The 21,425-nt window shown below is 52.7% G+C and carries 18 protein-coding genes; 16 read left to right on the top strand and 2 right to left on the bottom strand.

Annotated elements, in window-relative coordinates; genetic code table 11:
- The first annotated feature begins 256 nt into the window (after window positions 1-256).
- The 6 genes from panB to QJ48_RS33605 all read left to right on the top strand — a co-directional run bounded on the left by panB (window position 257) and on the right by QJ48_RS33605 (window position 6,831).
- Window positions 257-1,132, top strand: a complete 876-nt coding sequence (panB, locus tag QJ48_RS33630) for a 3-methyl-2-oxobutanoate hydroxymethyltransferase (RefSeq protein ID WP_054977643.1) — start codon at window positions 257-259, stop codon at window positions 1,130-1,132.
- A gap of 21 nt (window positions 1,133-1,153) precedes the next feature.
- Entirely contained in the window at window positions 1,154-2,041 is an 888-nt protein-coding gene (gene panC, locus QJ48_RS33625) for a pantoate--beta-alanine ligase (RefSeq protein WP_054977642.1), read from the top strand.
- Window positions 2,042-2,097: 56 nt separating this feature from the next.
- Window positions 2,098-2,481, top strand: coding sequence for an aspartate 1-decarboxylase (panD, locus tag QJ48_RS33620; protein ID WP_010501035.1), 384 nt, complete (start codon window positions 2,098-2,100; stop codon window positions 2,479-2,481).
- A 119-nt stretch (window positions 2,482-2,600) separates the two neighbouring features.
- The gene (locus QJ48_RS33615; protein WP_054977641.1) at window positions 2,601-3,248 is read left to right on the top strand and encodes a tetratricopeptide repeat protein; all 648 of its coding nucleotides are present in this window, start codon (window positions 2,601-2,603) and stop codon (window positions 3,246-3,248) included.
- A 113-nt stretch (window positions 3,249-3,361) separates the two neighbouring features.
- Entirely contained in the window at window positions 3,362-6,214 is a 2,853-nt protein-coding gene (gene dinG, locus QJ48_RS33610; protein ID WP_054977640.1) for an ATP-dependent DNA helicase DinG, read from the top strand.
- Window positions 6,211-6,831, top strand: a complete 621-nt coding sequence (locus QJ48_RS33605; RefSeq protein ID WP_054977639.1) for a redox-sensing transcriptional repressor Rex — start codon at window positions 6,211-6,213, stop codon at window positions 6,829-6,831. The genes dinG and QJ48_RS33605 overlap by 4 nt, the downstream gene beginning before the upstream one ends.
- 86 nt (window positions 6,832-6,917) lie before the next feature.
- Here QJ48_RS33605 and QJ48_RS33600 read toward each other — a convergent pair whose 3' ends face one another.
- Both QJ48_RS33600 and QJ48_RS33595 read right to left on the bottom strand, forming a co-directional pair.
- Window positions 6,918-7,919, bottom strand: a complete 1,002-nt coding sequence (locus tag QJ48_RS33600) for an inorganic phosphate transporter (RefSeq protein WP_054977638.1) — start codon at window positions 7,917-7,919, stop codon at window positions 6,918-6,920.
- A 57-nt stretch (window positions 7,920-7,976) separates the two neighbouring features.
- On the bottom strand, window positions 7,977-8,597 hold the full coding sequence (locus QJ48_RS33595; protein WP_054977637.1) for a DUF47 domain-containing protein: 621 nt from the start codon (window positions 8,595-8,597) through the stop codon (window positions 7,977-7,979).
- Between the two features lie 276 nt (window positions 8,598-8,873).
- On the opposite strand from QJ48_RS33595, the gene QJ48_RS33590 reads away from it, so the two are divergent.
- The 10 genes from QJ48_RS33590 to QJ48_RS33545 all read left to right on the top strand — a co-directional run.
- On the top strand, window positions 8,874-10,172 hold the full coding sequence (locus QJ48_RS33590; RefSeq protein ID WP_054977653.1) for an amidohydrolase: 1,299 nt from the start codon (window positions 8,874-8,876) through the stop codon (window positions 10,170-10,172).
- Between the two features lie 37 nt (window positions 10,173-10,209).
- Window positions 10,210-10,704 (top strand): DUF5590 domain-containing protein, encoded by a 495-nt coding sequence (locus QJ48_RS33585; RefSeq protein WP_054977636.1) that lies wholly within the window; start codon window positions 10,210-10,212, stop codon window positions 10,702-10,704.
- Between the two features lie 263 nt (window positions 10,705-10,967).
- Entirely contained in the window at window positions 10,968-11,498 is a 531-nt protein-coding gene (locus QJ48_RS33580) for a hypothetical protein (protein WP_237763147.1), read from the top strand.
- Window positions 11,491-12,990, top strand: a complete 1,500-nt coding sequence (locus tag QJ48_RS33575) for an AAA family ATPase (RefSeq protein ID WP_054977635.1) — start codon at window positions 11,491-11,493, stop codon at window positions 12,988-12,990. The genes QJ48_RS33580 and QJ48_RS33575 overlap by 8 nt, the downstream gene beginning before the upstream one ends.
- 217 nt (window positions 12,991-13,207) lie before the next feature.
- Entirely contained in the window at window positions 13,208-15,115 is a 1,908-nt protein-coding gene (locus QJ48_RS33570) for an N-acetylmuramoyl-L-alanine amidase family protein (RefSeq protein WP_054977634.1), read from the top strand.
- A 13-nt stretch (window positions 15,116-15,128) separates the two neighbouring features.
- On the top strand, window positions 15,129-15,737 hold the full coding sequence (locus QJ48_RS33565; protein ID WP_054977633.1) for a GerMN domain-containing protein: 609 nt from the start codon (window positions 15,129-15,131) through the stop codon (window positions 15,735-15,737).
- Window positions 15,738-15,781: 44 nt separating this feature from the next.
- Window positions 15,782-18,535 carry an S-layer homology domain-containing protein gene (locus tag QJ48_RS33560; RefSeq protein WP_054977632.1) on the top strand — a complete coding sequence of 918 codons (2,754 nt, stop codon included), beginning with the start codon at window positions 15,782-15,784 and terminating at the stop codon, window positions 18,533-18,535.
- 168 nt (window positions 18,536-18,703) lie between these two features.
- On the top strand, window positions 18,704-19,411 hold the full coding sequence (gene nth / locus QJ48_RS33555) for an endonuclease III (RefSeq protein WP_054977631.1): 708 nt from the start codon (window positions 18,704-18,706) through the stop codon (window positions 19,409-19,411).
- Window positions 19,412-19,432: 21 nt separating this feature from the next.
- On the top strand, window positions 19,433-19,705 hold the full coding sequence (locus QJ48_RS33550) for a hypothetical protein (protein ID WP_010501064.1): 273 nt from the start codon (window positions 19,433-19,435) through the stop codon (window positions 19,703-19,705).
- 101 nt (window positions 19,706-19,806) lie between these two features.
- On the top strand, window positions 19,807-21,425 hold a 1,619-nt coding region (locus QJ48_RS33545; protein ID WP_193394544.1), incomplete at its 3' end, for a dynamin family protein.

The following is a 21,425-nucleotide window of genomic DNA, read 5'->3' as shown; positions in this document are numbered from 1 at the left end:
TGCTTGAACAACCGAATAGCTTTACCCAAGCAATATGTCGGATTCTGCTCTGAGCCTAACCGGACCGAGACAGAAGGATCATATGAGAAGGACATGTGAACCTTTTAGCCTCCGTATGGGCTGAAAGGTTTTTTTGCTCTTTGCAACAATCCGGCCGATTATCGCAATACTATCAGGAGGAAGGACGGCAGAGGGAGATGCTCCCCGAGCGTGCGGAAACCTGAACCATTCCAACCCGGAAGGCAAGGTGTTAATCATGGACATGCGTAAACCGGTAACGACGGCCAAACTGAGAAAAATGAAAGAAGACGGGATTCCGATCAGCGTGATGACGGCATACGATTACCCGACGGCCATGCTGGCGGAGGAAGCCGGCATCGATGTCATTCTTGTGGGAGATTCGCTCGGCAATGTCGTGCTCGGCTACGATTCGACGGTCCCCGTCACGCTGGACGATATGATCTATCACTCGCGTGCGGTGACGCGTGCGGTCCGGACCAGTTTTGTGGTAACGGATCTTCCGTTCAATACGTATCGCGGCAGCATCGATGCGTCGCTGCGGAATGCGGGACGGATTATGCAGGAAGGGCTGGCCAAAGCGGTGAAGATGGAGGGCGGAGCGGAGATTGCGCCGACGGTTGAAGCACTCGTGCAAGCGGGCATTCCTGTGATGGCCCATCTCGGTCTGACCCCTCAGTCGATTCACCAGATCGGCGGTTATAAAATTCAGGGCAAGACGGCCGCTCAAGCGCAAAAATTGCTCGACGATGCTAAAGCCTTGGAGCAGGCGGGGGCTTTCTCTATCGTGCTTGAGCTGGTAACCGACCAAGTTACCGCACATCTGACGAGCAAACTGTCCATACCGACCATCGGTATTGGCGCCGGCAAAGATTGCGACGGTCAGGTGCTCGTATTTCACGATGCGCTCGGCTACGGATCGGACATTCATCCGAAGCGTTTTGTGAAGACTTACGGAAATGTCGGCGATATGATCCGCAGCGGGCTTCGCCAGTATGTGGACGACGTCAAGCAGCGCAGCTTCCCGGGGCCGGAGCATTCGTTCCGTATGGACGACGAGGTGGCGGATTCCTTGTACGGCAGTGGGAAACCGGTAGCAGCATATCGAGAATAAGAAACGGAGCTTCGATAACCGATGGAAATTGTTCATCAGATTGAATCATTACGACAGTTGATTAAAGCAAAACGGGCCGCCACTCCGGCCGTACGCATCGGCTTCGTGCCGACGATGGGCTTCCTGCACCGAGGCCATGCCTCGCTGCTCGAAGCCGCGCGCAAAGAGTGCGACGTGGTTATCCTGAGCATCTTCGTCAATCCGCTGCAATTCGGGCCGAACGAAGATTTGGAACGGTATCCGCGGGACGAGGAGCGGGATATGGCCATCGCGGGTGAAGCCGGGACGGATATCGTATTTTTCCCGCAGGTAAGTGAGATGTACCCGAAGCCGACCAGAACGATTGTCTCTGTCTCCGGAGTAACCGAGCGTCTGTGCGGAGCTTCCCGGCCAGGACATTTTGACGGCGTCGCTACGGTCGTTACCAAGCTGCTGAATATCGTTCAGCCTGACAAAGCTTATTTTGGGATGAAGGACGCCCAGCAGGTAGCGGTTATCGAGCAGATGGTGTACGATCTGAACATCCCTGTCACCATCGTCCCGTGTCCGATCGTCCGGGAAGAAGACGGACTTGCGATGAGCTCGCGCAACGTGTATTTGAGCGAGGAAGAGCGAAAGCAAGCGCTAGTCCTTTCCGCGGCCCTGGAAGAGGCGGAATCGCTGCTCGAAGCTCATCAAGAAGCGATCTCCCCGGAAGAGCTGCGGCAGACGGTCGTTCGGCATATTCAATCCGCGCCTTTGGCCGATATCGATTATGTGGAGCTGCTGTCTTATCCGGATCTGGTTCCAGTGGATTTTTGGAGCACTGATGAGAGGATGATTATCGCCGTAGCCGTCCGTTTCGGGGCAACGCGCTTGATCGATAATCGGATACTTTATGCTCCCGTTGCTTCATTGAACCATTCGTAACCCGACAGCTGAGGGACAGGTGTCCCGAAAGTGCAAAAACGTAGGAGGCGTCAGCCATGTTTCGTACCATGTTAAAATCGAAAATTCACCGTGCGACCGTAACGGAAGCCAATTTAAACTATGTCGGGAGCATTACAATCGATCAGGACTTGTTGGATCTGGTCGACATGCTGCCTAACGAAAAAGTCCAAATCGTCAATAATAATAACGGCGCCAGATTCGAAACCTATATTATTCCCGGGCCGCGGGGATCGGGTGTCGTCTGCCTGAACGGTGCTGCGGCCAGAATGGTCCACCCCGGAGATATTGTCATTATTTTATCTTATGTCATGTTATCGGACGAAGAAGCCCGCAAGCATACCCCGAGCATTGCTATTATGGGCGAGAACAATCAAGTCGTCGGCGTATTGAAGGAAGAAATTCATTCCACGGTCCTTTAAACGAGAATGAAACGGGACGGGTAGACGCACAATGTAGATACGATCACAGCGGGCGCCACAGCCGCGGCGAAGACGTTTAAAGCTGCTGTGGGAGAAGAAGCAAAGGTGGGATACGGACGATGTTTAAACATCTTTTTGCTTCCATGAACGAAATGCTGGATGAAGTCATATCGCAATACCCGTCCTCCCAAGGCGCCGCGCGCAGGGAGCTGCAGGAAAAGCTGCGGGCTCTGAAAGCGATGAGCGACGCCTGCATTGAAGAATGGCTGCAGTTCGAAGAGAAATGGAGCAAGCTGATAAGCATTGCCGGCATTTCATTGAACGGAATTGGAGCCGATCCGCTCGATCCCGAATTTTCAGGCAAACGAACCGATTTGTTTATCCGGGGGCAAGGGTATTACAAGCTCCATATGTTCGACCGGGCGATCGCCGAATTCGACGAGTTGATCCGGCTCCAGCCCGATTTCAATTTGGCGCGGATTTATTTGGCCATGTCTTACTTGCGCAAAGGGGAAGCCGGAGAAAGCTACCTGCATTTTCAATTTTTATCCAGACTGACCGAAAACATGCAGCTCAAAGCGATTTCCTTTAATGCCATGGGATGCATCCAAGCGCAGCTGCACAATATGGACAAAGCGTGCGAATTGTTCAATATGGCTTACCGGACCGATCCTTCCAGCGTTCAGCCTCTGCTCGATTTAGGCGTTTGCTGCGAGAAAAAGGGCGGGCTTCAGTTTGTATTCGACATGTCGCGGCCATCGGATTAACCGAATGTTCGTTCCTGTTTTTTTGTAAAAAGGGTAAGTTTGCTATTCCCTTTTTCCCTCAGTATTGGTATGCTTATGAGAAGAGTGGGAATGAAGGGATTGACACGACTCCAATGAAATTTGCAGTATTGGATTTCGAAACGACGGGGAGCACGGCGACGGATCGCATTATCCAAGTCGGGCTCTTTCTTATAAACGACCATGAAATGACCGACAGGTATACTTCTCTCGTCAATCCGGGCATAAGTATACCTTCTTCAATTACAACGCTTACCGGAATTGACGACGAGATGGTAAAGGATGCTCCCGCAATGGAAGAGGTTATTGCCGAGATGGTTCCTCTCCTCCAAGACGCAGTCCTGGTTGGTCATAATATTGCTTTTGACCTTGCTTTTCTGCAGCGGGCGTTGGACGAGAACGGTTACTTCCCGTTCGACGGCCGCGTATTGGATACGATGGATGCGCTGCGCGTCTTGTTTCCCGGCTTATCGAGCCTGCAGCTTTCGATGGTTTGCCACGCCTTCGGTATCGAACATGAGCGACCGCATCAGGCGGACAGCGATGCCGAGGTCACCGCGATGATCTGGCTCCGTTGCATGGAACGGTTTCAGTCGCTTCCGCTGCTTACTTTGCAGAGGCTGGAGCTAATATTTGCCGATTCGGCGGGAGATTTCGGCTGGTTTGTGAGCGAAATGCGGCAATACAAAGAGCTTCACCAGCCGCTTGATCCGGATATGGATCGTTATTTCCGGCAATTTGCCTTGAACGTAGGAGAATGGGGAGAAGAAGAGCCGGTGCGGGAGGAAGAAGATGTCCTGCGGCTTCCGGACGATTTTCCTGCATTCTACGATCAGCTTAAGCAAGAGCTCCAGCAGCGGTTTGCCGCTTACGAGGACAGAGAGTCCCAGGTGCAAATGCTCAGCGAGGTGGAGACGGCCTTCGAAGACAGCAAGCATCTGATGATTGAAGCCGGCACAGGGACGGGAAAGTCGCTCGGTTACTTGATTCCTTCGTTGTACTACGGGCTTAAGCAGGACAAGAAAGTGCTGGTCAGCACGCATACCATCAATCTGCAAGAGCAGCTCAGAGAAAGGGACGTGCCGCTGCTGCACGAGCTGTTCCCGGTAGGCTTCCGGGCGGCCGTTCTGAAGGGGCGGAGCCACTACTTGTGCCTGCGCAAATTCGAGCATAAAATGAATACGCTCGATTTCGAGCACGGTAAGGAAGATCGGATTACGGCCGGGCAGATGCTTGTCTGGCTGGGAGAAACGAAGCATGGGGATGAAGAGGAGCTTCATTTCGCCAATAAAGGAAAACAGTTTTGGCAATCGGTGGAAAGCGATACGGATTCTTGTTTGAACCGCGCTTGCCCGTGGTTTAAAAAATGCTTCTATCACCGCGCCCGTCACGAGGCGAACACCGCAGATGTTATCATTACCAACCACTCGCTGCTGTTCACCGATATGAAAGCGGAAAACCGGCTGCTGCCGGGATACAAGCATTTGGTTATCGACGAAGCTCATCACTTCGAGGAAGTGGCCGGCAAGCATCTCGGGATCGAGCTGCATTATCACGGCTTGTCCAACACGCTCCTCTGGCTTTATAAAGATGCGCGTTCAGGACAATTGTCCAATCTGCGTATTCGGCTGCAGCGGTTCGAGGACGAACGTGCTCAAGGCTGGTGCATAACGATTGACCGCGTTGTCGAGAAGCTTCTGCAGTTGAAGGAAGAATGGGATCAGCTGACGGAGCTGCTGTATCAGCTTCTGGCTTCGCGAAGTGACCCGTCCCAATCGGAAGGGAACGGCCTTGTCTATCGGGTCAAAAAAGACTCGCTGCCTTCAGGTTGGGATAAGCTGGAAGTGCTAGAAGAGAACATGCAGCTTAACTTCGGGGAATCCCTTAAGCCGCTCGATAAGCTGATCTCGGAGATTAAAGAAGTACAGGACGAATATGATGTCCAAAGCTTGATTACGGACCTCAGCGGGACCGTCAAGGAGCTGTGCCGGCACAGGGATTCGCTTCATTTCTTCATGACGATGCCGGATGCGAACTATGTTTATTGGCTTGAAGCCGGGACGTACAGCAGAAACCGGTCGCTCCAGCTGTTCTGCGTGCCGATTGACGTCAGCGAGATGCTGAAGCAGCATTTTTTCGGGCCGAAGGATAGTGTCATCCTGACTTCGGCCACGTTATCCGTCGGCAAATCGTTTGATTATACATGCGACCAACTGGGCTTGAGAGAAAACGGGTCGGACGGAAAACTGAAAACCGTTCAGCTTCCGTCGCCGTTTAATTACCGCGAGCAAGCGCTCGTCGCCATTCCCCGGGATTTCCCTACGCTGCGCGGAGCCAGCGGCGAGAAAGAGTTCGTTGACCGGCTCGTGCCGTCGCTTGCCGAGGTGGCGTTGGAAACAAGAGGCCGGATGCTGGTATTGTTTACGTCCAATCGGATGCTGAAACTGGTTCATGGCGCGTTGAAAGAGATGTTGAGCCCATTCGGTATCGGAGTGCTAGGCCAAGGCGTGGACAGCAGCAACCGGAGCAAGCTGACAAGGCTGTTTCAGAACAGTCCGAACTGCGTTCTGCTGGGTACAAGCAGTTTCTGGGAGGGCGTCGATATTCCCGGAAACGCGCTTAGCTGTCTGGCGATCGTCAGGCTGCCGTTTCAACCGCCGAACCATCCGTTGATCGAAGCAAAGACGGAGATGATCAAGCAGCGAAACCAGAATCCGTTCATGAAGCTGTCGGTACCGCAGGCGGTTATCAGGTTCAAGCAAGGCTTCGGCAGGCTGGTACGCACGGCTACGGATAAAGGCATCGTCATCATATACGATACCCGGGTGATTGACACGAATTACGGGAAATATTTCTTGTATTCGCTGCCGGGCCCAAAAATCGAGCACATGAATTCGAACCAGCTCGTACCAAGAATAAAGCAGTGGATGGGTGAGAACCAAGCATGAAGACGATGAAAATTTCCGAGGCCGTCGTGCGCCGGCTTCCGGTGTACCTCCGGTTTTTGAACGAACTCAGCAAAAAGAACGTACAGACGGTATCCTCGCAGGATCTGGGGCAAAAGCTGGATTTGAATCCAGCGCAAATCCGTAAAGATCTGGCTTATTTCGGGGAATTCGGCAAGAAGGGAATCGGCTACGACGTCGACTATTTGATCGAAAAAATCCGTCAAATTTTAAAGCTCGATAAAATCATCCCCGTAGCGTTGGTAGGTGCGGGGAATCTGGGCCGCGCCTTATGCAATTATAATGCGTATCTGAAGGATAATATGAAAATCGTAGCCGTTTTCGATTCGCACGAATCGAAGATCGGGGATACGATCAATAATTTGAAGGTCAAGCCGACGAGCGAAATGAAGGCGACCATCCAAGAGTTGAAGGTGCGCATCGGGATTATTACCGTCCCTGCGGCAGAGGCGCAGCAGGTGGCCAATCAGTTTGTGGACGCAGGTGTCGAGGCGATTCTGAACTTTGCACCGATGATTATTAAAGTGCCGGCTGAAATGCGGGTGCATCATGCCGATTTTACGACGGAGCTGCAAAGCTTGGCTTATTATCTGGATTAGCCGAACATGAGAAAAGGATAGAGCTGACAGAACGTTGTTCTGAAGCTCTATCCTTTTTTTTGCCGGTTGCCCGGGCCTGTCCGTTCTTACGCAACGAGCGCGAACAAAATTTTATAAATGATAAAAGCAAGAACCATACTGATCGGAATCGTAATCACCCACGTCATGACCATGCGGGTGACCGTCCCCCATTTCACATCGTGAAACCGCATTACGGAACCCGTTCCGATAATGGAAGACGAGATGACATGCGTTGTCGAGAGCGGCATGCCAAGATGCGTAGATGTCTGAATCACGATAGACGAGTTCAAGTCCGAGGCAAAGCCGTTAATCGGTTCGATTTTTAGCAGCTTTTTGCTCATCGTCTTGATAATTCTCCAGCCGCCGATCGAGGTTCCAAGTCCCATGGCTGTGGCGGCCGATATTTTAACCCATAACGGCACGTCCAAATTATTTTGGTACCCTAATGCGACGAGACCGAAGACGATAATCCCCATGGCTTTTTGCGCGTCGTTACCTCCGTGGGAGAAAGACAGCAGGCCTGCAGAGAGCACTTGGAAGCCCTTGAAGGTACGATTCATCTTCGAACGGGATTGGTTGCCGCTCACCAGGATAAGCTTGCGGATGATCCACATGATGATGAAGCCCGTTGCGAAGGCGATAATCGGCGAAAGGACAAGAATCAGTACGATTTCTTTAAATCCGGACCAATTGAGCGCCCCGACTCCCGCTCCCGCAATGACCGCTCCGGCCAGAGAACCGATCAGCGTATGGGAGGAAGATGAAGGAATGCCATAGTACCAAGTCAGCAAGTTCCAGATAATGGCGGACAACAGCGCTGCAATAACGATGTATACGCCGTTGTCGATCGTAGCGGGATTGGCGACCTTACCTCCGACCGTTTTCGCGACCTCCGAGGAAAAGACCGCACCGATGAAGTTCAGTATCGCGGCATAAAATACGGCAAAACGGGGCGATAACGCCCGGGTTGAAATCGATGTAGCGATGGCGTTGGCCGTATCGTGGAAACCGTTAATAAAATCGAAGAGGAGCGCCAGAGCTACGATGATAATGATAGTGGTTAACATAGTTTCCTCCTAAGCAGGCTGAGTCGTACCCATGTTCCGAATTGTAAAACGGTCCTGTTAAGAATACCGCAGGACTACGCTATCCAAAATGTTGGCTACGTCTTCGCATGCGTCGGTCGTTTGCTCCAGGCGCTCGTAAAGTTCTTTTAATTTAAAATCGTGATATGGATCTTTAGGGTGGGTGAAAATTTCGCGAATGCCTTCTCTCATGAGGCGGTCGGCTTCATTTTCCAAGCTGTTGATCTGTACGGTATGCTCGGTAATTTGCATATATTTTTTCTTGGACAGCAGCTTGAAAGCGTCCAGAATATGCTGACAGCTTGCAACGAGCACGGCGGAAAATTCCTTCATATATTTATCCGATGCGGTTATGTTCAAGTAATCGAAACGGGCGATCGTGGCTTCGATCCCGTCGAGCACGTCATCCACTTTGGAAGCCAGCTCCATAATATCTTCGCGGTCCAGCGGCGTGATGAACACTTTGTTCAATCCTTTGAAGATTTGGTGTGTGATTTGGTCTCCTTTGTTTTCGAGTTCTTTCAGCTGCGGGTAAAACGTAGCCGGCGGCTCGCTACCCATGACGGCGTTCCGAAACATCTGTGCGGCGTCAAGCGTATTTTCCGACGCTTTAATGAGCAGCAGCAGAAAATCGGTGTCATTCTTTTTTGTAAACAACATACAGTTTTGGCCTCCCAAGTAATTGAAGATTTACAAGAAATTAAAATTAAAAGAAAGAAATATGTAGAAAAAACGCGCCAATTCACACAAAATTAAAAATAACATAATCAAACAACGGAATGCAATTCTTAGTTTATCCATTTTACCATATGTTCATGAATCTTTTGCTATGTAAGCGCATTACCCCCGGAGGGTATGGTCAGCTTGATTTTTGTCCTCCGCAGGGTGTACATTGAAAACGAGATTGTATTTATATTTGGGAGGGGATTGTGTCCGGTGAAGAAAACAATTATCGAAAAGGGAACGTTTCTAACGATGAATGAAGAGGCGCCTATCATCCAGGGGTGCATGGTCATTGAAGGAAACCGCATTACATATATCGGAGAACAGACGCCGCTTCCTGCGGGTTCATACGATGAGCGTATCGACGGCTCGGGCAAGCTGTTCATGCCGGGGCTCGTCAATACGCACGGGCATGCCGCGATGTCGCTGCTTCGCGGTTACGGCGACGATATGGCCCTTCAAGTCTGGCTTCAGGAGAAAATGTGGCCGATGGAGGGTAAGTTCACGGCGCAGGATGTACGTGCAGGCACCCGCTTGTCCGTGTTGGAAATGCTGAAAGGCGGAACAACGACCTTCGTCGATATGTACGATCATATGAATGAAGTTGCGAATGCGGCGGTCGAGAGCGGTATCCGTGCCTGCCTTACACGCGGAGTGATCGGGCTGTGCCCGCGGGAAGTACAGGACGCAAAGCTGGCCGAGGCGATTACTTTTGCAAAAGATTGGCATGGCCAAGCGGACGGGCGCATCACGACCATGATGTCGCCGCATTCTCCTTATACCTGCCCTCCGGATTATATTGAACGTATTGTGGAGGCGGCGCACGACTTGAATTTGCCGATTCACACCCACATGTCGGAGACGGCCAGGGAAGTGCAGGAAAACGTCGATCAATACGGATTGCGTCCGGTAGCGCATCTGGAGAAGCTCGGTGTATTTTCCCGCCCGACACTCGTAGCTCATGGCGTACACTTGACAGACGAAGAGATCGAAGTGCTGAAACGGTACGACGTGCGTATTTCGCACAATCCAGGCAGTAACCTGAAGCTGGCTAGCGGCGTAGCCCGCGTGCCGGAGCTGCTCAAAGCGGGCGTACTCGTGTCCTTGGGAACGGATGGAGCCGCCAGCAATAACAATCTGGACATGCTCGAAGAGGTGCGGCTGGCCGCCCTGATTCATAAAGGCGTATCCGGCGATCCGGTTGCGGTATCCGCTTCGGAGGCTTTGAAGCTTGGTACGCTCGACGGCGCCCGTTCGATCTGGCTAAACGACGTCGGAGCGCTGCAGCAAGGAATGAAGGCTGACTTTATCGCGCTTGATATCGATCAGCCGCATTTCTACCCGCGGACGAATTTCATCTCGCACGTCGTTTATTCCGCCGTATCCAAGGATGTGACGGACGTCTGCATCGACGGACGTTGGGTCGTCCGAAAAGGCGAATGCCTGACGATGGACGAAGAGAAGGTCAAATTCGAGGCGCAGCAAAGCTTCGAGCGTTTGACGGTACTATAAATCGTCTCAACACGACTAGGCAGAAAGGAGGCCGCCGGTGCGCAAAGCATGGAAGATCACGATCATTGCCGGGGCCGCGGCAGTTGTGATTGTGACCGGGATGAGCATGGCTTTTAACTTTATTATGGATAAGGAATGGACGGATCAGCGCGCTGCCGTCCTTACCGCTTACGAGAAGACGATATTGGCCAAAGCCGTTAAGGTCGAGCGGTTCGTTGCAGAGAAGCCTTATACCGTCATCACCGGGGAAGATAAAATCGGCCAGCCGGTGTACGTATGGGTAGGCCAAGACGAGATCCATACGGAAATGGGCAATGCAGGAATCGATGCGGCGCAGGCTGAAGCGAAAGTGAAAGCGGCGCACCCGGATGCGAAGCTGCTCCGGACGACGCCGGGAATCCGCAGCGGCCAGTTGGTCTGGGAAGTATTCTATAAGCTGCAGCCGGAAGGCAAGCTGGAACAGCATTTTTACGATTATTACGCTTTTAAGGACGGCCAAACGATCGATACGCTGCGCTTGACCATTCAGTAGCACGATCCGGCGATCAAACGCCGAAAACTGCCGCGGGAAACGCCGAACGAAGCGGCATCTTCCGCGGCTGTTCTTTATGGTTAGCTTGCAAGCGGAGTCCAAAGAACAGTAGGGTGCACACCGCGATTCATTCAATTGCCACACATTGCATCAACATTCGTATATACGATGTGATATACTTACGGTATGGCTAAAACGTATAGATGGGAAACTTCGTCGGAAGCTTTTTCACATGAATTTATAGAAAGGGGGACGTATAGCTGATGAATATGAAGTTACGTCTCTTGCCTGTCGTATTGAGTGTTCTTGTGTCGGCAACGCTGCTGTTCGGCGGTTATTTTGCTTACCGGACATTGGCGATGGAAAGCCCGCTGCAGAAGGTCGTCTCCGGCATTTCCGGGGTTGAGCTGGTTTCTATGGATTTAAGCGGGCCGGATGCCCGGATGGAATTGAAACTCGCACCGGGTACGAACCTGCGTGAAGTATATAGCAAGATCCAAACCAATGGTCGTTCGACGCTTGGCACCAAGGAATTGAAGCTCAAAGTCGTGAACGATCCGTCGCCAAAGTTGGAGCAATGGTGGTCTTCCGCTTTGTTCGAGGTGGCTCAGGCCATGGAAACGAAGCAGTATGCGCAAATCCCGAAAACGCTGCAGGCTAGCGGCGACGGAATTAAAGCGTCCACGGAGATGGACGATAAATACGTGTACGTAACGCTATCGGACGGTACGACAAGCAAATATGTCATGCTGCCGAGAACGCCTGCCAAGCTGGGGGTGTGGCCGAATGAGTAAGTACGGAAAAGAGATTTTGCTGGGCTTTATACCGGTTCTTGTTATTTTCCTGCTTTATATCGGAGTTAATCTGTTTCCTATCGTATTTATGGCCGCGATCTTGGGTACCTTTTTGTATATGGCTCGCGCACGCGGAGGGCTGAACGTAGGTTCGGAGCGCAAATCGCGCGGCAAAACGCCGGGTTTTCTGACGTTCGACGATATCGGCGGACAGGATCGGGCAAAGGGCGAGCTGAAAGAGGCGCTTGATTTTCTGATCCGTTACGACGATATTAAGAAGCTCGGTATTCGTCCGTTAAAGGGCATTCTGCTGACGGGTCCTCCGGGAACCGGGAAAACGCTGATGGCAAAAGCTGCTGCTCATTACACGAACTCCGTGTTTCTGGCGGCATCCGGCAGTGAGTTCGTCGAAATGTATGTCGGTGTCGGGGCGAGTCGCATTCGGGACTTGTTCAAGGAAGCCCGTTCGCGCGCCGCGAAAGAGAACAAAGAGAGCGCTATTGTATTTATCGACGAGATCGACGTGATCGGCGGTAAACGGGACGGCGGTCAACACCGGGAGTATGACCAGACGCTGAACCAGCTGCTCACCGAGATGGACGGGATTCATACCAGCGATACGCCCCGCGTATTGATCATTGCGGCCACGAACCGCAAGGAAATGCTGGATGGCGCGCTGCTGCGCCCGGGACGTTTCGATCGTCATATCGAAGTCGATTTGCCGGACAAGAAGGGCCGTCTGCATATTTTGAACATCCATGCCAAAAACAAGCCGCTGGCCGAAGGGGTTGACCTGGATGCCATCGCGCGGGAAACGTTCCATTTCTCCGGCGCACAGCTGGAAAGCGTCATGAACGAAGCGGCGATTTATGCTATGCGGGATGAATCGGATGTGATCGGACAGCAGCACTTGTCGCTGGCCGTCGATAAGGTCATGCTCGGCGAGAAGACGGACCGCGAATCGAATAAGGAAGAGCGGGAACGCGTCGCGCTTCATGAGCTTGGACACGCTATTGCCGCCGAGCTGGTGCGTCCGGGCTCCGTATCTCAAGTTTCGCTCAGCCCTCGCGGGAAAGCGCTCGGTTTTGTGCGTCATAATCCGCAGCAGGATCAATATTTGTATACGAAAGCGGAGATCGAGCAGCAGATTATGGTCGCACTAGGCGGTGCCGTAGCGGAGGAAATGTTCTACGGCGGGCGAAGCACCGGCTCGCGCAACGATTTCGAGCAGGCGCTGAATATGGTGCGCACGATGATGGATTCGGGGCTTACAAGGCTCGGCATCATCGATCGCGAGATGGTTACGAAGCAGGAGCTTATGAAGGAAAACGCCGCGATTTTGCAAGAGTTGACGGAGGCGACCCGGCGCATGCTGGAAAGCCACAGAACCGTATTCGAACAATCGCTTGATATTTTGATTGCCGAAGAAGTGCTTTCCGGAGACCAATTCCGCGAGCTCCTTAAGCAATCGTCACAAGTTCAAATTGCCTGAAAATCATTGAGAACCGAAGCCGAAGGCGACAAGCCTTCGGTTTTTTCGTATTTCCTCGTGAATTCTACGAAATTTGCCGAACGTGCAACTTTTTTGATAGAATTTAGTCTAATATATTGGTAGTTTTCGCCACGGTATTCTTTTTCTCGGCTGGAAGTCGCAATCACTTCCAGCTTTCTACATAAAGCAAAAAAATTACAAGATTTTGAGGTGCAAAATGAAATTTTTAACGGCTTGGTTCACCCTGTCGATCGCGTCGCTCCTGTTGCTGCCGGCCGTAGGCTCGGCTGCCGCTCCGTCCAAGTCACCTACGCCGAAGTCGTCTAAGCCGCCCGCGCCGCCAATTCAGTTGGTTTTAAACGGAAAAAAACTCGCGCCGGAGGTCGCCCCGCGCAATGTGGACGGGAGTGTCATCGTGCCCGTTCGTATCATTGCGGAAGAACTCGGCTCCAAGGTTACATGGGACGAGAAGCAGCGAAAGGTTACAGTAGTCAAAGATGAAAGCAATATACAGTTGTTTATTGACAAAAAGAATGCAACGGCCGGCGGAAAATCGTTTCAGCTTGAAGCGGCGCCTACGATCATCGAGGGCAATACGATGCTGCCCGTACGATTCGTAAGCGAGCAGTTAGGGGTAAAAGTATCATGGGACGATCGCAATCAATCGGTTAATTTGTCCACGCCGGAAAAGAGCAAAGACGATAAGACCCCTACGAAAACGGAAAAACCTGGCGAAAAAGAACCCGGCAGCGTGCCCGCCGACGGCAAGCCCGCTTCCTCGTTCGAGCCGGATGCTACGGTGAAGGCAGGGGATAAGCCGGACAGCGAAAAGAAAGCTGGGAAGGATAACGGTACTTCACCGTTGCCTGGAGGAACCTCGCCAGCGGGAGGGACATCGCCGGCGAAAGGCGGCTCCGGGCAGATGCTGGCCTGCATCCCCTCGGCCGGGGGGTTGCAGTCGACTAGCGGTGGTGCAACAGCCGCGGCAGGAAGCCAGCAGGCAGCAAGCGGCGGCGCGCAAACGACCGCCGGAGGCACTCAGCCTACAAGCGGTGTTACGCAGGAGGCTAACGGAGGCGCTCAAACGGTGACCGGCGGAGCTCAAGCCTCGAACGGAACTGCGCTCGAGACGTCCAACGGAACGGTACAGCCGGGAGGCGATGGCCAACAGAAAATGGGCGGGACACAGCCGCCGGTCGCGGGCAAGCCGGAAACGGCTGGCGACAAAAAAGCGACGAACGGCTTGGTTACCGTACAAGCGATTTCGCTGCAAGGCGACACGCTCACCATCAAAACGTCGGATTGCGCCAGAAAGCCGAGTATATTCCGTTTGGCCAATCCGGACCGGATTGTCCTTGACCTGCCTAATGCGCAGCTTGACACGGCGCTCATGGCCAAGCTCAATCCGCAAGGCGAAGGAACTTTGCCGGATAAGAGCGAATTTGTCACACAAATTCGTTATTCGCTATTTTCAAAAGAAGCATCTATCGTTAGAATGGTATTAGATTTGCCGCAAAAGGGGGAGCTTCGTTTAGCCTCCGTGCAGCAAAACGGGGAAATTACCGGGAAAATATCTTTCGGTAAAACCCGCTACCGGGTCTTCATCGACCCCGGACATGGCGGCAAGGATAACGGCGCAAGTTCGCTGAATAAGCGGCACGAGAAAGATTTCGTACTTTCGCTAGGCCAGAAGGTGGCGGCACTGCTGGAGAAAGAACCGAAGATCGAAGTGACGATGACCCGCTCGGACGATACGTTCATCGAACTGGAAGAACGCCCGAACCTTGCGAATAACGCCGACGCCGATTTGTTCGTCTCGATTCATGCCAATTCCGCAGGGAAAGAAACCGTCGGCGGGACTGAAACGTATTATTGGACGGAGCAAAGTCTCGATTTTGCCAAGCTGATGCATAGGTATCTGGTCGAGGCTACCGGTTTTCCGGACCGCAAAGTGAAGCAGGAACGTTTTGTTGTCATTAGGAACTCAACGATGCCGGCCGTACTGCTGGAGATCGGCTTCTTGACGAATCGAGCAGAAGAGGAACTGATGTATCAGGATGCTTTTCAAAGCAAGGTCGCCGCATCCATCGTGACTGCCATCAAGAAGCAGTTGAATCTCGAGTAAGGAGTGGGTGACGATGCATAAGACATGGCAAAAAGGAATGGTTGCTGCGGCAATCGCAGCTCTGCTGCTGGCAGGCTGCGGAACAAGCAAAGCGCCGTTACAAGGCACCGCAGAAACACCGCCCTCAAAGAGCGGACAAACTGCGCAGACCGGGACTGGCGGAGACAAGACTCAGACTCCGACGACTCCGCCGGAGACGTCCACCCCGAAGCAAGACCCGGAAAAGAAAGAGCTCAAGATCAAAGTGTATTACAGCGATGCCCAGCTTGAGAAACTGGTTCCAAAAGATGTGACGATCAGCATCAAGCAAGATCAGGACAAATATTTGGCCGCACTTAACCAGTTGAAGAAAAGCCCTGACGACAATACCATTCCATTATTTAAAGGATTTACGTACAAAAGCGTCGCGTTGAAAGACGGCCAACTGAACCTTGACGTGTCCATTGCAGAGGACGGAAGGCTGGGTTCCGGCGGGGAAGAAATGCTATTGGATGCGCTGCAGAAGACGATGTTCCAGTTTTCCGAAGTCAAATCCATTGAAGTGCTGGTTGACGGAAAGCAGATCGAGAGCTTGATGGGACATATGGATCTGCCGCATCCGATCAAACGCAGCCAAAGTTAACGCACATCATGAACTGACATAAGTCGATCGAGAGGAGCTATTTCATGAAAAGCATCAATTCCAGACAAGCACGCAGGCTGGCGGCAGCCGTTTTGGCGCTGTCGCTGGCGTTCGGAAGCCCGGTCTTTGCCGCCGCGGCTGAAACTAAAAGCAATATTTCGACGGGAAGCTCCGTCAACTCCCAGCGCTTTACTGACGTCGGGGACCAGCACTGGGCGATCAAGCATGTCACCAAGCTGGCTTCTCTCGGGGTGATTGAAGGATATGAAAAAGGGGAATATGGTCCGGAAAAATCCGTTTCTCAGCAGGAAGTCATCGTTATGGCACTGCGGTTTATGGGCCTCGAATCGGAGGTAACGAAGAGCAAGGCAGGAACGGCACTGCCTTTCACTGTGGACAATTTCTTCAAGCCGTATGTCGCCTACGCGATCGATCGCGGCTTAATTAATATTCAAGAGGAAACTGCAGACGGTACAAACGCCAAAACGGCTTGGGGAGCTAAGGAAGCATCCCGCGAATGGGTAGCGAAGCTGGTCATCCGCGCCATCGGCAAACAGGAGCTGGCCAATCAGCAGGCGCAATCCTCCTCGTCATTTACGGACAGCAAGGATTTCTCGTCGTGGGCGGCCGGTTATATCAACGCGGCGGTATCGCTCAAGATCGTACAAGGCTTTGATGACAACAGCTTCAAGCCAAAGGATAAAGTGACCCGTGCCCAAATGGCGACGTTCCTAAGCCGTGCGGATAAAGAAGCGACCTCCCGCTCCTCCCGGGTTGTTACCGGATATGTGATGGAGCTGACGGACCGCAAAATCAGCGTGCTGAATGCCAATGGGCAAACGACGGAATACACGCTTTCTTCCGATACCGCCCTCTATAGCGGCAAGGATGACAGCCGGATTTCGCTGTCCAACATTAAGCTGACGAACGAAGTGTATCTGGTCCAAAATCAAGGCGCGGCGCTGTACATAGAACTCACGAACGATCAACAGAAGATGGAAACCTACGAAGGAACGCTGGCGGAAATATTTACCGACCGGATGATGGCCTCGATTCAGCGGAACGGAAAGAACGAGCTGTACGATTTGTTCCCGACCGTCACGGTGACGGATAAAGACGGCCGCGGCCTGAGCTTGAGCTCTTTGACGCCGGGAAGCATCGTCGAATTGAAGAAGAACACGCTGCTGAAAGAATCGAAAATCTCGCAAATCGTACTAAAGCAGACCCCGGTCAGCAAAACGTCTGAAGGTACGGTGCTTACTCTGAATAAAGATTCAAATCAAGTGACGTTCCTGGAGCAAGGAACCGGGCAGAACGAATCGTTTACGCTCACTGCGCGTACGGTCGTGAAGCTGCAAGACGGTACGACGACCGATCTCTCGAAGCTGCGCGTCGGCGACGCGGTCAGCTATGAGGTGAAAGCGAACGAGCTTCAAGTCGTTTCCGTGAAGAAGCCGGCCGATTTTAGCCAATCCGTCGAAGGAACGATGGCGAGCTTGAGCAGCGACAAACGGATCTTGACGATTAATAAAGCCGGCGGTTCGCTTGGAGCTTATCATATCGCTGACAATGCGATTATAACGATTGACGGGTTGACGAATCCAAGCTTGTTCGACATCGAATCCGGAGACCAACTGAAGATGGATCTGGTGAACGATAAAATCGTTAAAATTTCCGTTACCAGCCGTTCGGTCAAGCAATTCGTATACGCGACGATACTTAGCTATGACGCCAATTCTAAAGCTGTGATGATCAGCACCGAAAGCGACGGAGTAGGCGCTTACCGGCTAACGGATAATACGATCATCCGCTTTATGGGCGGTCCGATACAGCAATCCAACTTCCAGAGCACGTTCATAGGCAACGGCAACGACAAGAAAAGAGTGGACCTGAAAGTGTCCAAAGATAAAATCGTGCAAATCGAATCGACAATGAACGTGGAAGGCACGATCGCTCAAATCAATACGAGCAATATTACAAACGACTTGACTATTCGTACCGCCGGAGGGCAGAACTTAACGTTCAAGGTCAATTATGGCGCGCCTGTGGAAATGTTTAATAAAACGAACGGCACCATTTCGGACTTGAAAGTCGGCGATGCGATCCGTTTGACTTTGACTCCCGGGCAGGATTTCGTAACGAACCTGATGGCTAAGAAAAAGGGTGTATACAAAGTACTGGTCACCAACTCCAGCACGAACCAAGTCACCGCGAAGGACGAGACAGGCGCGCAGCTAACGTTCAAAGTGGAAAACAACGATCAAATCATTAACCCGGGCAAGCAATCCCATGCCTTCTCGGATATTTTGATCGACGAGTACGTCAAAGCCAGCTTTAGCGGTACCAAGCTCGACAATTTACAATTGCTTAATTCGGTACGTGGCAAAGTAACGAATGTGGACGTAGCGGCAGGCACGCTGACCGTTCAGGACTTCCAAGGGAACATCCAGGTAATCACGGTCGGCCAGCAGTTCACAATCAGACAGAATGCCAATACGTCCGCCGCGTTGAATACGATCAAGCAAAATGACCGGGTAGAGATTATCCGGGACGCGAACGATAAGGCGATCATTCAAGTGGCGACCGCGACGAAGCGGACGGTATCCTCGTACGATACGGTGCTGAATCAATTGCTTCTGAAGCCGACGACGAATAACGACAAGACATCGTACAATTTATTCGCCAAGGCGTATTTGCACAAAGGCACCCAAACGGTGGCGCCTAGTACGTTTATGGAGAATGAAGAAGTGATGGTTTATGTGATCGACGATAAAATTTTCGAAATTGAAAAGCCCTAATCGGTTTATTTGAAACTTTTATCCGGTTTGAGCCGTCTGTGTAGTGAGAACTTCTCGCTGCATAGGCGGTTTTTTCGTAAAAAGTTCGCATTTTGTCGGCATTAGTCATTGATTCGATTGCTGCGTTTCGGTAAACTGTAAGAAACAGGCGAAGAAAGGACAGGGAGCATGAATCAGTCGCAAGCGAGAACCATACTGGATACGATTGCCGAAATGTTCCCGGATGCCCATTGCGAGCTTAACCACTCGAATGCGTTCGAGCTGACGATCGCCGTCCTGTTGTCGGCCCAATGTACGGACGAGACGGTCAATAAAGTTACCGCGACGTTGTTTCAGAAGTACAAGAGGCCGGAAGACTATTTGGCCGTGCCGCTCGAAGAGCTGGAGCAGGATATTCGGCGGATCGGTTTGTTCCGGAACAAAGCCAAGAACATTCAGGCTTTGTGCGCAATGCTTTTGGACAAGTATAACGGGGAAGTTCCTCGTGAACACGAGAAGCTGGTGGAATTGCCTGGCGTCGGACGAAAAACGGCGAACGTCGTCGTTTCCAATGCCTTCGACGTACCTGCTATTGCCGTCGATACGCATGTGGAACGGGTATCCAAACGGCTCGGGCTTGCCGGGGTTAACGATTCGGTGCTCGAAGTGGAAAAAAAGCTGATGAAACGGGTGCCGCGCGAAGAATGGACGCAGACGCATCACCGGCTTATTTTTTTCGGACGCTATCACTGTAAAGCGCAAAACCCCAAATGCGAGGTTTGCCCGCTGATCGATCTTTGCCGAGAAGGTAAAAAACGAATGAAATCGAACTCGAATAGGAAGCCTATACCAAAAGCGAAAGCAGCTGTTAAAGCTGCAAAAACTAAAGAAGCGTAATACGAAAGGATAGGATTAGAGATGAAATGCATATCGGTTTACACCAGCGATTTTGAACTGTTTTCGGATATTTACGAGAAGGTGCTCGAGACTCCTTTGCAGGAAAACGAAGAGAAGCAGGTCGAAGGCGTCGTCGTAACGGAGTCGGGAAGCGTACCGGAAAATTATTTGAACCGTATGAAGCAGCGTCCGGAAGTGGTCGTCATGAAAGTGAAAGATAAAGACATTACGATTTTGCAGCATCGCGATGTTTTCGAAATATTTATTCCGGAGACGGAAAATATGGTACACTAAAAACCGAAGCGATTCGGTTTTTTCTTTTTGTTCGGAAAACAAAAAGATAAACGACCAAGCGCTTGGATTTAGACAGAGGATGAACAGGGGCAGGAGAAACGATGAAAAGCGAATTGACTATAGCAGAAGCAACGTCTGTAGAAACAGGGAACGAAACGGGGTTGCAAGGCGGGGCTCTGCAGGATGAAATGCTTGCCGCCGTTCAAGGGCTGCTGGCGAAGGTAGAGCAAACGGGCGACGGAGAGCACGGAAAGAAGCTGCGGCAGCTGTTGGCGAAAGCGCAGAGCGAGCGGCTTTATTTGGCGTTTTGCGGGCACTTCTCGGCCGGCAAGTCGAGTCTGATCAACCGGCTGTGCAGTCATATGCTGCTGCCGTCGAGTCCGATTCCGACGAGCGCGAACATTGTGAGCATCGTGAATGGGGAGGCGGGGGCACGGGTCATTTACCGCAGCGACGAGGCTCAAGGGATGGGCGAGCCGCGGTCCGAAACGGTGCCGTTGGACGAGTTGGCAGAGCACTGCCGTAACGGCGAAGCGATTGAAACGGTGGAAATCCGCTATCCGATCCCGTTCCTGGGAGAGCATGCGGCGCTGCTGGATACGCCGGGAATCGATTCGACGGACGACGCGCATCAGCTGGCGACGGAATCGGCGCTGCATTTGGCCGACGTTGTGTTTTATGTGATGGATTATAACCATGTGCAGTCGGAAATCAATTTGGCGTTTGCAAAAAAAATGACGGAATGGGGCAAACCGCTCTATTTGATCGTGAACATGATCGATAAGCATCGGGAGCAGGAGCTGTCGTTCTCTGCATATCAAGAAGGCGTTCGCGAAGCGTTTGCCAGCTGGGGCGTGCGGCCGGACGGAATCGTCTATACGTCGGTCAAAGTGTCGAATCATCCGTCCAGCGAGTGGAGCAAGCTGGAGGGGCTGCTCGGGCAGTTGATCGAGCTGCGGCAGCCGCTCGTGCGGCTCAGCCTTGAGAAGTCGGCGCGGGCCCTTGCCGCGGCGCACGCCGAGAAGATGGCCGAGCGCAACGAGCCGACCAAGGAAGCGCTGCGCGAGCAGCTCGCTGTCTCCGGCGAAGATCTGGACGCCGTCCAGGCGGAGTATGCGGAGGCACGCGCCGAGCTGGCGCGGCTCGAATCGCTGCCTGCGGAGCTGGAGGCAGCCGTGCGCAAAGACGTGGCGGCGGTGTTGGACAACGCCAACGTCATCCCGGCCGTGACGCGGGACCTCGCGCACGCGTATTTGGAAAGCCGCCGACCCGGCTTCAAGGTAGGCTGGTTTGGCGCCGCCGCGAAGACGGCGGCGGAACGGGAGCAGCGGCTCGCTGCCCTGCATAAAGATTTTGCGTCGCAAGTGGAGACGCAGGTGGCCAGACACGTGCAGCAGACGGTCAAAGCGAAGCTGGAAAACCACGGCCTGCCGGCCGGCGCCATTACCGAGGCGGCCGACCGGATTAACGTGGAGCTTACGCCGGAATGGCTGGCCGGTCAAGTGAACGAGGCCGCGGTGTTTGGAAACGAGTATACGTTGACCTACTCGAAGCAGATTGCCGCGGAAGCGAAAAGCTTGTACCGTAGGGAGGCGTACGCCGTCAGCGACGAGCTGATCGCGGCGCTGGCGGCCGCCCTGCAGCCGCGCCTCGCGGCGCTGCGCGCGCAGCTTGCCGAGCTCGACGCGCGGCTCGCGGGCCTGCGCGAGGCGCTCCCGCT

This window comes from Paenibacillus sp. A3, assembly GCF_001399685.1.
Taxonomy (GTDB): domain Bacteria; phylum Bacillota; class Bacilli; order Paenibacillales; family NBRC-103111; genus Paenibacillus_G.
This window is presented reverse-complemented; position numbering and strand designations above follow the sequence as displayed.

Excerpts from the sequence above, each read along its gene's own strand:
- QJ48_RS33580 (WP_237763147.1), top strand. The coding sequence starts at position 10,968 with ATGAATATGAAGTTACGTCTCTTGCCTGTCGTATTGAGTGTTCTTGTG.
- QJ48_RS33615 (WP_054977641.1), top strand. The coding sequence starts at position 2,601 with ATGTTTAAACATCTTTTTGCTTCCATGAACGAAATGCTGGATGAAGTC.
- QJ48_RS33560 (WP_054977632.1), top strand. The coding sequence starts at position 15,782 with ATGAAAAGCATCAATTCCAGACAAGCACGCAGGCTGGCGGCAGCCGTT.
- QJ48_RS33565 (WP_054977633.1), top strand. The coding sequence starts at position 15,129 with ATGCATAAGACATGGCAAAAAGGAATGGTTGCTGCGGCAATCGCAGCT.
- QJ48_RS33595 (WP_054977637.1), bottom strand. The coding sequence starts at position 8,597 with ATGTTGTTTACAAAAAAGAATGACACCGATTTTCTGCTGCTGCTCATT.
- QJ48_RS33575 (WP_054977635.1), top strand. The coding sequence starts at position 11,491 with ATGAGTAAGTACGGAAAAGAGATTTTGCTGGGCTTTATACCGGTTCTT.
- dinG (WP_054977640.1), top strand. The coding sequence starts at position 3,362 with ATGAAATTTGCAGTATTGGATTTCGAAACGACGGGGAGCACGGCGACG.
- panC (WP_054977642.1), top strand. The coding sequence starts at position 1,154 with ATGGAAATTGTTCATCAGATTGAATCATTACGACAGTTGATTAAAGCA.
- panB (WP_054977643.1), top strand. The coding sequence starts at position 257 with ATGGACATGCGTAAACCGGTAACGACGGCCAAACTGAGAAAAATGAAA.
- QJ48_RS33600 (WP_054977638.1), bottom strand. The coding sequence starts at position 7,919 with ATGTTAACCACTATCATTATCATCGTAGCTCTGGCGCTCCTCTTCGAT.
- QJ48_RS33570 (WP_054977634.1), top strand. The coding sequence starts at position 13,208 with ATGAAATTTTTAACGGCTTGGTTCACCCTGTCGATCGCGTCGCTCCTG.
- QJ48_RS33550 (WP_010501064.1), top strand. The coding sequence starts at position 19,433 with ATGAAATGCATATCGGTTTACACCAGCGATTTTGAACTGTTTTCGGAT.
- panD (WP_010501035.1), top strand. The coding sequence starts at position 2,098 with ATGTTTCGTACCATGTTAAAATCGAAAATTCACCGTGCGACCGTAACG.
- nth (WP_054977631.1), top strand. The coding sequence starts at position 18,704 with ATGAATCAGTCGCAAGCGAGAACCATACTGGATACGATTGCCGAAATG.
- QJ48_RS33605 (WP_054977639.1), top strand. The coding sequence starts at position 6,211 with ATGAAGACGATGAAAATTTCCGAGGCCGTCGTGCGCCGGCTTCCGGTG.